10 protein-coding genes are annotated in these 11,570 nt (G+C 68.6%); 6 read left to right on the top strand and 4 right to left on the bottom strand.

Going from position 1 to position 11,570, the window contains the following annotated elements:
* Positions 1-57 precede the first annotated feature (57 nt).
* The 5 genes from HDC96_RS07875 (at position 58) to HDC96_RS07895 (ending at position 6,980) form a co-directional block, all read left to right on the top strand.
* Positions 58-1,482: a diguanylate cyclase gene (locus tag HDC96_RS07875; protein WP_179459434.1), complete on the top strand. Its 1,425-nt coding sequence runs from the start codon at positions 58-60 to the stop codon at positions 1,480-1,482.
* A 100-nt stretch (positions 1,483-1,582) separates the two neighbouring features.
* The gene (locus HDC96_RS07880) at positions 1,583-2,716 is read left to right on the top strand and encodes a metallophosphoesterase (protein WP_179459435.1); all 1,134 of its coding nucleotides are present in this window, start codon (positions 1,583-1,585) and stop codon (positions 2,714-2,716) included.
* Between the two features lie 99 nt (positions 2,717-2,815).
* Entirely contained in the window at positions 2,816-3,202 is a 387-nt protein-coding gene (locus HDC96_RS07885) for a type III secretion system needle length determinant, SpaN/EivJ family (RefSeq protein WP_179459436.1), read from the top strand.
* Positions 3,199-4,698: a M23/M56 family metallopeptidase gene (locus HDC96_RS07890; protein ID WP_179459437.1), complete on the top strand. Its 1,500-nt coding sequence runs from the start codon at positions 3,199-3,201 to the stop codon at positions 4,696-4,698. Before HDC96_RS07885 ends, HDC96_RS07890 begins: the two co-directional genes overlap by 4 nt.
* A gap of 110 nt (positions 4,699-4,808) precedes the next feature.
* Positions 4,809-6,980: a TonB-dependent receptor gene (locus HDC96_RS07895; protein ID WP_179459438.1), complete on the top strand. Its 2,172-nt coding sequence runs from the start codon at positions 4,809-4,811 to the stop codon at positions 6,978-6,980.
* Here the strand turns inward: HDC96_RS07895 and HDC96_RS07900 are convergent, their stop codons facing one another.
* Both HDC96_RS07900 and HDC96_RS07905 read right to left on the bottom strand, forming a co-directional pair.
* On the bottom strand, positions 6,981-8,114 hold the full coding sequence (locus tag HDC96_RS07900; RefSeq protein WP_179459439.1) for an acyl-CoA desaturase: 1,134 nt from the start codon (positions 8,112-8,114) through the stop codon (positions 6,981-6,983).
* Between the two features lie 2 nt (positions 8,115-8,116).
* Positions 8,117-9,190: a ferredoxin reductase gene (locus HDC96_RS07905; RefSeq protein WP_179459440.1), complete on the bottom strand. Its 1,074-nt coding sequence runs from the start codon at positions 9,188-9,190 to the stop codon at positions 8,117-8,119.
* 93 nt (positions 9,191-9,283) lie between these two features.
* Between HDC96_RS07905 and fabR the strand changes: the two genes are divergently transcribed.
* Positions 9,284-9,946: an HTH-type transcriptional repressor FabR gene (fabR, locus tag HDC96_RS07910; RefSeq protein ID WP_026069985.1), complete on the top strand. Its 663-nt coding sequence runs from the start codon at positions 9,284-9,286 to the stop codon at positions 9,944-9,946.
* A gap of 171 nt (positions 9,947-10,117) precedes the next feature.
* On the opposite strand, the gene HDC96_RS07915 is transcribed toward fabR, so the two are convergent.
* Together HDC96_RS07915 and HDC96_RS07920 are read right to left on the bottom strand one after the other, a co-directional pair.
* Positions 10,118-10,480, bottom strand: coding sequence for a glycine zipper 2TM domain-containing protein (locus tag HDC96_RS07915; RefSeq protein ID WP_179459441.1), 363 nt, complete (start codon positions 10,478-10,480; stop codon positions 10,118-10,120).
* Positions 10,481-10,609: 129 nt separating this feature from the next.
* Positions 10,610-11,566 carry a transaldolase gene (locus tag HDC96_RS07920; protein ID WP_179459650.1) on the bottom strand — a complete coding sequence of 319 codons (957 nt, stop codon included), beginning with the start codon at positions 11,564-11,566 and terminating at the stop codon, positions 10,610-10,612.
* Positions 11,567-11,570: the final 4 nt, after the last annotated feature.

Below are 11,570 nucleotides of genomic sequence, written 5' to 3' on the forward strand. Positions count from 1 at the left end.
AATAACACCAGCGCCCGGCCGCTACCTCTCGACGGCCTGTGTGGCGGGAAGACAATCGTGCATAACGTTCCAAATCTTGATGATGCCAGCCAGCCACTCGCGCTGGCCTGGAGCCAGACGCTGGCGCAGACGCCGGCCGCCGCGGCGGCACTGTTGGCGAGCCTGTCGGCGGAAAGCCCGCCCGAGCTGGCCCACCACTTCTACGATGTGCTGCTTGAAGACCCGCGCGCGGGCCGCTTCCTCTCGCACGACCAGGTGCGGCTGCGCTTGAAGCCAGCGATGCAGCGCTGGCTGCAGCAGATCCTCACCGCCACGCCGGACAGCATCAATGCGCTGGTCGCCGCGCAGCGCGTGATCGGTGACGTGCACGCCCGCGTCGGCATCCCGGTGGATCTGGTCGCCCGCGGCGCGCGCGTACTCAAGCACCGCCTGTTCGATCGCATCATCGCGCACGCCGAGGAAAGCGCCACCGCGTTCGCGGCGATCCACTGTCTCAGCGCGTCGATGGATATCGCGCTGGAGGGCATGACGCTCGCCTATACCCATGCACGTGAGCGCTCCTCGCGCACCGATGCGGCGTATCGCCTGTTCTCGCTGGTGCAGAACGTCAGCACCGAGCGCGAACGGCAGCGTGCCCTGCTGCTCGACTGGGAAAACGCCCTGCTTTACGCGATGGCCAGCCAGAATGCCGAGGCGGAGCTCACCGGACTGGCGCAGTCCGAGTTCGGCCTGTGGTTCACCCACAAGGGCATTCCCAGTTTCGGCGAAAGCAGCGAGACCGGCCAGGTCGGTGCGTTGGTGGCCGCGGTCGATACGCAGTTGCAGGAAGCCTTGGCGCATGCCGATTTCGCAGCGCGCTTCGGCGCGTTGCAGGGCATCCGCGAGCGGCTGGCGCAGATCCGTACGTTGATGGGCATGTTGTTCGAGCGGATCGGCGAACTCGATGCCGGCAGCGATGCACTGACCAACCTGCTCAACCGCCGCTTCCTGCCGACCGTGCTGCGCCGCGAAATCGAACTGGCCAATTCCACGCAGACCCCGTTCTCGGTGCTGCTGCTCGATCTGGATCACTTCAAGGCGATCAACGATGCGCATGGCCATGACGGCGGCGACCGCGCCCTTCAGCACGTGGCCGCCCTGCTGGGCCAGCTCACCCGCGGCAGCGATTATCTGTTCCGCTACGGCGGCGAGGAGTTCGTGGTGGTGCTGGTGGCCGCCACCGACGTGCAGGCCGAAGTGATCGCCGAGAACCTGCGCAAGCACATCGCGCAGAGCCCGGTGCAGCTGGCCACGGGCGCGACGCTGTCACTGACCACCAGCATCGGCGTGGCGGCGCACGATGGCCATCCCGACTACGAGCGGCTGATGGCGCGTGCCGATGCGGCGATGTACCAGGCCAAGAAACGCGGTCGCGACCGGGTGGTGCTGGCCAGCGACGACCTGCCCGATGCACCCGGGCGACAGGCTCTGCAGCGCGGCTGAGGCACCTGTCGCGGCATACCGGGCTGACCAATGGCGCATGCCCGGCGCGCTCCGTGCGGCGTAGCATCGCCGCATTGCCGTCCGCCACAGGAACACCCCGATGTCGATCCGCCGCGCCCTGACCCGCCCTGCCCTGCTGCTGCTCCAGTCGGCACTGCTGATGACGCCGCTGCTGGGCAACGCGCGCGAGGTGGCGGCGCCGGCCGAGCATGTGGACGCCGATGGACCGTACGTATTCCGTACCGCCACGGGGCTGGAAGCGGCCTGGGTATGCAAGGACCAGGTGATCCGCCGCACACTGCCGGCACGCGGCGAAACCACCGTGGTCGCGCCCGCATGCGGCTATCCGCACCCGCTGACCGTGCTGCCGCCGCGCACCGCGGAAATCGCGCGGTTTCCGGCCACGCCGCGGATCGTCGCGCTGTCGGACATCCACGGCCAGTACGGCCTGCTCGTAAAACTGCTGCGCGCCCACCACGTGATCGACAATGATGACCACTGGGCGCTGGGCGACGCCACGCTGGTGGTGGCCGGCGATGTGTTCGACCGCGGCCCGCAGGTCACCGAGGCCTTCTGGCTGCTGTACAGCCTGCAGCAGCAGGCCGCGGCCGCCGGTGGTGCGGTGCACTTCGTGCTCGGCAACCACGAGACGATGGTGCTCTACAACGACCTGCGCTACGTCAACCCGAAGTACCTCAAATCCGCGCAGCTGCTCGGCCGCGCCTATCCGGCGCTGTATGGCCCCGATTCGACGATCGGCCAGTGGCTGCGCACCCGGCCGGTGCTGCTGCGCATCGGCGACACCCTGTTCCTGCACGGCGGCATCGCGCCGGAGAACCTGGACCTGGTCCGCGGGATGGACACGACCAATGCCGGTTATCAAGCGGCGGTCGGCCTGCCCAAGGAACAGGTCAAGGCCGCGCCGGACACCGCCCGCCTGTTCGACGGCAAGACCAGCCCGATCTGGTACCGCGGCTACTTCGATGGCCGCATGGACACCGCCCAGGTGGAGACGCTGCTCGAACAGCTGGACCTCGCCCGCATCGTGGTCGGCCACACCTCGATGCCGCATGTCAGCAGCTTCCACGGCGACCGCATCATCGCCATCGACAGCAGCATCAAGAACGGCGAGAACGGCGAGCTGCTGTTCATCGAGAACGGCACGCTCAGCCGCGGCCTGCTGGACGGCTCGCGGGTGCCGCTGGCCGAAGGCAGGATCGGCGAGAGCGACTGACCGGCCGTCGACGGCATTGGTCCGCACCAATGACCAACCTGTTGCATGACATGCGACATGTGTCGCACACTTGCGACACCCCGCCACATCTGGAGTGTCATGTCCGCGCTGCCTACCCCCTCCAATGCCGAGCTGGAACTGCTCAAAGCGCTCTGGCGCCAAGGCGCATGCAGCGCGCGCGAAGTGCACAACGGTGCGGTGGCCGCACTGGACTGGTCCTATTCCTCCACCCGCAAGACCTTGGAACGGATGGTCGACAAAGGTCTGGTAGAGGAAACCGTCGAGCACGGCTTGAACATGTACCGCGCGAAGGTGGGTAAGGTCGCCACGCTGGCCGCGCTCAGCACCGACTTTGCGCGCCGGGTGCTGGAGCTCGACGGCGCATTGCCGGCGCAGGCCTTCGCCGACAGCCGCCTGCTCAGCGAGCAGGAACTTCAGCAGCTCGATGCCCTGCTGCGCACCCCTGCTCAGGATGACCCGGCATGACCCTGCCGACGCTCGGGTTCTGGGTGGTGCATGGGGCCGGCGCCGTGGCCGGTGGCTGGCTCGCGTGGGCCGCCGGCCAACGTCTCCACCGGCGGCTGGGTCTCTCCCACGCCGCGCAGGGCTACTGGATGGGGCTGTGGCTGCTGGCGGTGATGCCGGTGCTGCTGTCGGCCGTACTGGCGCTGTGGGCGCCCGCACCACTCGTCTCATTGCCAGCGGCATTGAGCATGCCCTTGCCGCTCGCGCTGGACCTGGGCGATTCCGGTGCGACGGACCGAAGCGTAATGGCGTCCGGCTGGTCGCGTCCGGCCACCGCCCCGTTGCTGGCCGCGCTCTACCTGATCGGCGTTGGTGTCGCATTGCTGCGCGTCCTGCTCGGCACGCGGGCAACGGGCCGGCTGTGCCGCGCGACGACGCCGATCGCGCCGGAAGCCTGGCCAGGCCCGCGCAGTCGGGCTTCCGCGCTTAGGCTGCGGTCGGCCGGCATCGCCTGCCGGGTGAGCGCGTTGCCGGTGAGCCCGTTCGCGGTGCGCTGGCCTCGGCCCTTGATCGTGCTCCCGGCCTCGGCACTGCAGGCGCTGGATGATCGTGCCCTGTGCCTGATCCTCGGCCATGAAGCGGCTCACCTGATGCGCCGCGATCCCCAACGCGCCGGGCTGATGGCGGTGTTCAATGCGCTGCTGTGGTGCAACCCGTTCCTGGCCCGGATCGGTGCGCGTGTGCAGTTGGCGGCGGAGCTGCGCTGTGATGCACATGCACTCGCCGGTGATGCCGACCGCGGGCGCGAGTTCGCTGCAGCCTACGTACACACGCTGCGACTTTCCGCAGCGGCCCACCGGCCCTCCACCGCGCTGACCCACCGCGATCTGGCCGGGCATGAAATCCGCATCCGCCACATGCTGCATGGCGATGCTGCAAGGCCACTGTCGGGATCACGACGTGCCGTGCTGCTGGGCAGCGCACTGATCATCGGCTGCGCGCTGATGGTGATGCAGGCCAGCACCGCGCGACCGCTGCAAGGCTCTGTCACCCCGAGTGCCCCGGCGCTGAACACGACCACCCACGCCGCATTGCCGCTGCCGCCGATGGGCAACACCCCCATCGAGATGCTGTTCCAGGCGCCATTGGCCACCCCGCGGATCACCGGTCGCTTCGGCGACACCGGCAGCATCCGTCAGCGCCCGCATCGCGGCACCGATTTCGGTGCGCGGCCGGGCACGCCCGTGCTGGCGCCGGCGGACGGCCGCGTCGTGGCCGCAACGACCGCCTACCCCGATGGCCCGCAGTACGGCACGGTGGTGGTGATCGACCACGGCCAGGGGTGGCAGACGCTGTACGCCCACCTGCAGGGTGTGGACGTGGCGGTCGGCCAGCAGGTGCATGCCGGCGAGCAGATCGCACGGGTCGGCAGCACCGGGCGCGTGACCGGCCCGCACCTGCATCTGGAAATGCTGCGCAACGGTGAGCGCGTCGATCCGCAGGCGCACCTGCCATGACCCGCTAAGCCGCTCCCCCGAAACCACCGCTGCATTTCGTTTGCCTGGCCACAGGAGGGGCGCGTGTTGCCCCGCGAAATGCGTCCCTGGCCCTTCTGCACGGATCGCCCATGACCCCTTCGTTCCGCATCGTCCTGGCCCTGGCCCCGCTGTGCACCGCGTTCTCGAGCGCTGCGCAGTCACTCCCCGCGCCAGCGCCCCCGCCGACCACCGCGCTGGACACCGTGCAGGTGCAGGCGCAGGCCTACGACATCCGCCGCGACGACACCGCCACCCGGATCGTGATCGGCGCCGCGGCGCTGCGCCAGTACGGTGACCTCGGCCTGGTCGATGCGCTCAAACGCCTGCCGGGCATCACCGTCGGCACCGGCGCCCCCGGTCGCAGCGGCGCGCTGTCGCTGCGGGGGTTGGGCGCGGGCTACACCCAGATCCTGCTCAATGGCCAGAAAGCGCCCACCGGCTTCGATCTGGAGTCACTCACGCCGGAGATGGTCGAGCGGGTGGAGATCATCCGCGCGCCGACCGCCGACCAGCGTGGCGAAGCGATCGCCGGTTCGATCAACATCGTGCTGGTCGCCGGTGCACGCACGGATGCCGACCAGCTGACGGTGGCCTGGGGCAGCAGCAATGGCCGCAACACGCCCTCGGCCAGCTGGCAGCGCAACCGGCGCGCCGGACATCGCAGCAGTGCGATCACGGCGACCGCATCGCGTCGCGAATTCCTCGTCGAGGAAACCGGCACCGAACGCGCGTGGGACCCGGAGGGAACCCCGACCGTGCTGCGCGACACCACCCTGCGCGCGGGCGGGAACCGCGATGTGCTCTCGCTGGCCCCCAGCCTGGAAGCCACGCTGGAGAACGGCGACACGCTTGCGTTGCAGGGCCTCGTCGATGCCAGCCGGTTCAACCGCGTCACTGACATCGACTGGATCAGCACACTCGGCTCGCCACTGCGGACCAGTCGGTATCAACAACGCACGCGCATCGATGTCGCCCAGGCAAACGGCAGCGTGACGTGGACGCGCGCCTTCGAACAGGGCGGCACATTCACCACCCGACTTCGCCTCGGCGGCAATCGCGAGCGCTATGCCTACCGCGAGCAGGGTCGGTCACCGGAGGGGCAACAGAACCTGGACGACCACACCGATGCGCGGCTGAGCGTGCGCGACCTCAACAGCACCGGCAAATACACGCTGCCAACCCGCGGGCGTCATGCGCTGCAGCTCGGTTGGGAAGGCAGCGAGGATCGTCGTGACGAGTCGCGGGTGCAGCACCTGCTGCCGGTCGGCGGGGAAGCGGAGTGGTTCAGTGACCTGGCCTTCGACGCCCGCATCCGGCGGCTGGCGCTGTATGCCCAGGACGACATCACCCTCAGCGAGCGCTGGTCGGTCTATGCCGGGGCGCGTTGGGAGCAGATCGATACGCGTAGTGAAGGCAGCGGATTCAGCGGCATCCATCGGCGCGAGCAGATAGTGTCGCCTGTGCTGCAGTCGCTCTGGAAAATTCCCGGCACCAGGAGCGATCAGCTGCGCGTCGCGCTTACCCGCACCTATCGCTCGCCCACGCTGGCATCGCTGATCCCCCGTCCGTACACCTCCACCAACAACCGCCCGCTCAATCCCGATGAACGCGGCAACCCTGCGCTGCGCCCAGAGCTGGCGACCGGGCTGGACCTGTCCTACGAGGCCTACGGCAAGCAGGGCGCGCAGCTCAGTGTGGGGGGCTATGTGCGACGGATCACGGACGTGATCCGCACCGAAACGCATCTGCAGGACGGGCGCTGGGTGGCCTCGCCGGTGAACGGCGGCACCGCGATGACCTGGGGCGTGGAGATGGATACCGCGTTGCGCCTGCCGCAGGTGATCGCCGGTGCACCGGATGTGGCGCTCCGCTTCAATGCGACGGCCAACGATTCGCGCGTGGACGATGTGCCCGGTCCGGACAACCGCCTCGATGAGCAGGTGCGCTTCAGCAGCACGCTGGGCGCGGACTATCTGATCCGCACCGGCTGGACGGTCGGCGGCAGCTACACCTACCGGACCGGCGGTTCGGTGCAGGTCAGTCCCGGACAGTTCGAGACCAGCGCCTACGCACGCGAGCTGGACCTGTATTCGCTGTGGTCGCTGCGCGCAGGCAGCAAACTACGGCTGAGCCTCAACAACACGCTGCACCCGTCGCTGCACACCGGGCAATCGCGGATCAGCGACGAAGGCACCGAGCAGCTGCGACGGCAACGCAGGGCTTCGCCGCTGCTGCGCCTCCAGCTCGAACTCCCGCTCTGATCAGCCCGGCTGGCGGCTCGCCTCACCTACCGCCGGCAGCGCGCGCGCGCGGCCCGGCCTGCTCGGGAAGGCATGGCGCACGATCCGCCACATCACCTGGCCGAACTGGCGCGGCAGCGAACCGGTGTTGTAGTGCTGGCCGTAACGCGCGCAGATCTCCTTCACCTCGACCGCGACCGCGGCGTAGCGGTTGGCCGGGATATCCGGGTAGAAGTGGTGTTCGATCTGGTGGCTGAGGTTGCCCGACAGGACGTTCATCAGCTTGCCGCCGGTCAGGTTGGACGAGCCGCGCAGCTGGCGCAGGTACCAGTGGCCGCGGCTTTCATCGCGCACGCATTCCTTCGGGAAGGTCTCGGCGTCGGCGGTGAAATGACCGCAGAAAATGATCACGTAGGTCCACACGTTGCGGATCAGGTTGGCCACCACGTTGCCCAGCAGCACCGGCAGGAAGAACGGGCCGGCCAGCGCCGGGAACAGCAGGTAGTCCTTGAACATCTGCTTGCCCATCTTGCGGCCGACCGGGCGGAACTGCGTCCCCAGCTGGCGCAGCGTCATCTTGCCGGCGAACACGCGGCCCAGGCGCAGGTCCTGTATGGCGATGCCCCACTCGAACAGCAGCGCGAACACCACCGCGACCACCGGCTGCATCAGGTAGAACGGGCGCCAGCGCTGCTCGGGGAAGATGCGCAGCAGGCCATAGCCGATATCGTCGTCCAGCCCGCGCACATTGGTGTAGGTGTGATGGCGGAAGTTGTGGGTCTTGCGCCAGGCGTCGGCGGTGCCGACGATATCCCATTCGTAGGTGCTGCCCTGCAGCTGCGGATCCCCCATCCAGTCGTACTGGCCGTGGATGACGTTGTGCGCCAGCTCCATGTTCTCCAGGATCTTGGACAGCGCCAGCATCACCACGCCGGCGATCCACGCCGGGATCAGCACGCTGTGCACGAACGCGCCGAGGAACAGCAGCGCACGGCCGGCCACGCCGGTCCAGCGGACGGCGGCAACGACGCGGCGGATGTAGCGCGCGTCGCGCGCACCGAGCGTCGCCAGCTGGCGCGCGCGCAGTGCATCGAGTTCATCGCCGAAGGCCTGCAGTTCGGCCGGGGACAGCGCGCGGTTGTGCACGGAAGACATGGTCACAGCTCCAGGATCAGGTCGGTGCTGGCGCTGTTCACGCACAGCTTCACTTGCGTGGCCGGTTCGGCCGCGTGCTCGCCGGTCAGGGTGTGGCGGGTGACGCCGGACACCTTGCCGCAGACACAGGTATTGCAGATGCCCATGCGGCAGCCACTGGCCGGGCGCAGCCCTTCGGCTTCCAGCGCCTGCAGCAGCGAGGTGCCCCGCGGCAGGGACAGCGTGCGGCCGCTGCGACGCAGCTCGACCTGCACGGTGCCCGTTTCCGCCGCCGGCAGGACCGGTGGGGTGAAGGCTTCGGACTGCAGCGAGGCGACACGACCCTGCAGGCGTGCCTGGGCGGCGTCGACAAACCCGCCGGGGCCGCACACCAAGGCGCGCGCACTGCCCAGGTCACCCAGCGCCTCGAACGCGAACGCGTCCACGCGCGGGGCCGGTGCGGCCGGATCGCGGGTCAGCGCGATATGCAGCGAGAACGAGGGATGCCGTGCGGCGAGCGCCGCCAACTCCTCGGCGAAACACAGTTCCTCGCGGCGGCGTGCCCAGTACACCAGGTCCACCGGCGCCGGCATGCCGGAGGCGTCGAGTTGGCGCAGCAGGGCGCGCATCGGGGTGATGCCGCTGCCGGCTGCCAGCAGCAACAGGCGCTCGCCGTGCGCTGCGGGCAGGGTCATCTCACCGAAGGCCTGGCCGAGTTCGAACACGTCTCCAATCACCGCGGCCCGGGCCAGGTGCTGGCTGACCGCGCCGCCGGCGATCGCCTTGACGGTGATCGCCAGCCGGCCATCGGCCAGCACGGTGGGGCTGTAGCTGCGCGACAGCCGGCGGCCGTCGACCTCCACGCCCAGGGTGATGTGCTGGCCCGGCAGCAGGCCGCGGAAATGGCGGTTGGGCTTGAGCACCAGGGTGACGGCATCCGCGCTCTCGGCAGTGCGCGATACCAGCCGCGCCAACGGGCGACGCAAGGTCCACAGCGGATGCAGGCGGGTGCCCCAGAAGTCGAACAGCTCCTCGGAGACCCAGCGGCGGGGGCTGGCGGCGTGACGGCGGGCGGCGATGCGCGGGACGGTGCTCATGCTGCGCACTATACGGCCGAGCATACGACTGTGTATACAGTTGTATATGGCCGGGACGGGCTATGATTCAGGGACTTGACTGCCCTGCCCCCGATGACCTCCCCAGACCTGCCCCTGCCCGCCTCCGACGACGCCCATCCCGCGCGCAAAGCCTCGATCTCACGCGAGGATCTGCTGGCCGCGGCATTGGCCCTGATCGGGCCGCACCGCAGCGTCTCGACGCTGAGCCTGCGCGAGGTCGCGCGTGAAGCCGGGATCGCCCCGAACTCGTTCTACCGCCAGTTCCGCGACATGGACGAGCTGACCGTGGCGCTGATCGACCTGGCCGGGCGTTCGCTGCGCACCATCATCGGCGAGGCCCGCCAGCGCGCGGCCTCCTCCGATCGCAGCGTGATCCGGCTGTCGGTGGAGACCTTCATGGAACAGCTGCGTGCCGACGACCGCCTGCTGCACGTGCTGTTGCGCGAGGGCACGGCCGGCTCGGATGCGTTCAAGCACGCCGTCGATCGCGAGCTGAATTACTTCGAAGACGAACTGCGGGTCGATCTGATCCGCCTGGCCGCCGCCGATGGCGCGCGGCTGCACGAGCCGGCCCTGGCCTCCAAGGCGATCACCCGCCTGGTGTTCGCGATGGGTGCGACCGCGGTGGATCTGCCGCCGGAGAAGGATCCGGAGCTGATCGAACAGTTGACCCAGATGCTGCGGATGATCATCACCGGCGCACGGACGCTGGCCGGCAGTCCGCCGCTGCGCTGATCCGCCCCCGCCTCGATGTCCGCGCGTAACGTGCGCAGACGTACGAGGATGCTTCAACCGCGTGACAAAGACGGCAAAACGAAATGGCGGCCCGAAGGCCGCCATTTCTTTCTGCATTTCCCCGCCCCTCAACCGTCGCCCCCATGCGGGTTTCGATCAGGAAGGGCTGGATCAGCGGTACTGGCGCTCGCAGCGACGCTCGACCACGCGGTCGCCGTTCTTGGACTGCTGGTTGCCCTGGATCTGACGCCCGGCGGCGCCGCCTGCAACTGCACCGGCGACCGTGGCCAGCTTCTTGCCATTGCCGCCGCCAACCTGGTTGCCCAGGAGACCGCCTACCACGGCACCGGTCGCGGTGCCGGTGATGCGGTTGGGATCCCGGGAATTACGCTGGACATCGACGTTATGGCAGACAACCTTGCTGCCGTCGTTGAAGCGGCGTCCTTCGTCCTTGGGGCCGTAAGTCTGTGCGCCGGCAACGGCCGACACCGCCAGCAAACTGCCCAGGCACAACACGCGGATGCTCGTCTTCATGGTCGATCCCTGTTTATGGAACATGGATCGAGTGTCTGCCTGACTGCGGCAAGCCCGGGTGAATTCAGGTGGAGGCCGCGTCAAGGCCGTTGCATTGGTTCAGGAGGCAGCCAGAGAGCGGAGGCCTCCCTACAACCGCTCGCGGATCGTCTGGCGCAACGCCTCCAGATCCTTGGCGAACGCATCGATGCCGCTCGCCAGCTTCTCCGTCGCCATCGGATCGGCCGCCAGATCCGCCGCAAACCGCGCGCCATCGATCGGCGTCACCTGCACGGATTCGGCCGCACCGGCCACCAGCCTGCGCGGCAGTTCGCCGTGATCGGCCTCCAGCTTCTCCAGCAGCTCCGGCGAGATCGTCAGGCGATCACAGCCCGCCAGCGCCTCGATCTGCGCCGTCGAACGGAACGACGCGCCCATCACCACCGTCGGCGAACCGCGGCGCTTGAACTCGGCATACACGCCGCGCACGAACACCACGCCCGGATCTTCATCGATGGTCGCCGGCGCCTGACCATTGGCCACATACCAGTCCAGGATGCGGCCCACGAACGGCGAAATCAGGAACGCGCCGGCCTCGCTGCAGGCCAGCGCCTGGGTCGGGTTGAAGATCAGCGTCAGGTTGCAGTCGATCCCCTCGGCCTGCAGCTGGCGTGCCGCCCCCACGCCTGCCCAGGTCGCCGCGATCTTGATCAGCACCTTGCTGCGCGGCACGCCGGCCGCTTCGTACATCGCGATGAACTGGCGCGCCTTGGCCACCGTCGCCGCCGTATCGTGCGCCTGGTCCGCATCGACCTCGGTCGAGACCCGGCCCGGCACCAGCGTGCTCAGCAGCGTACCCACGCCCACCGTCAGCCGATCGGCCACTTCATGCACGACCGCCTCGCGCTCGCCACCCTGCTCGCGGCCCCAGGCCAGCGCGCTGTCGATCAGATCGGCGTACACCGGCAGATCCAGCGCCTTCTTCACCAGGGTGGGATTGGTCGTGCAGTCGACCGGCTTCAAGCGCTTGATCGCTTCGACATCGCCGGTATCGGCAACCACCACGGACAGATCACGCAGCTGGGAGAGTTTGGACAGCGACGCCAGCGCA

The organism is Stenotrophomonas sp. JAI102 (assembly GCF_013409105.1).
GTDB classification, from domain to species: Bacteria; Pseudomonadota; Gammaproteobacteria; order Xanthomonadales; family Xanthomonadaceae; genus Stenotrophomonas; species Stenotrophomonas maltophilia_AA.

Excerpts from the sequence above, each read along its gene's own strand:
- HDC96_RS07890 (WP_179459437.1), top strand. The coding sequence starts at position 3,199 with ATGACCCTGCCGACGCTCGGGTTCTGGGTGGTGCATGGGGCCGGCGCC.
- HDC96_RS07905 (WP_179459440.1), bottom strand. The coding sequence starts at position 9,190 with ATGAGCACCGTCCCGCGCATCGCCGCCCGCCGTCACGCCGCCAGCCCC.
- HDC96_RS07915 (WP_179459441.1), bottom strand. The coding sequence starts at position 10,480 with ATGAAGACGAGCATCCGCGTGTTGTGCCTGGGCAGTTTGCTGGCGGTG.
- HDC96_RS07895 (WP_179459438.1), top strand. The coding sequence starts at position 4,809 with ATGACCCCTTCGTTCCGCATCGTCCTGGCCCTGGCCCCGCTGTGCACC.
- HDC96_RS07880 (WP_179459435.1), top strand. The coding sequence starts at position 1,583 with ATGTCGATCCGCCGCGCCCTGACCCGCCCTGCCCTGCTGCTGCTCCAG.
- fabR (WP_026069985.1), top strand. The coding sequence starts at position 9,284 with ATGACCTCCCCAGACCTGCCCCTGCCCGCCTCCGACGACGCCCATCCC.
- HDC96_RS07900 (WP_179459439.1), bottom strand. The coding sequence starts at position 8,114 with ATGTCTTCCGTGCACAACCGCGCGCTGTCCCCGGCCGAACTGCAGGCC.
- HDC96_RS07885 (WP_179459436.1), top strand. The coding sequence starts at position 2,816 with ATGTCCGCGCTGCCTACCCCCTCCAATGCCGAGCTGGAACTGCTCAAA.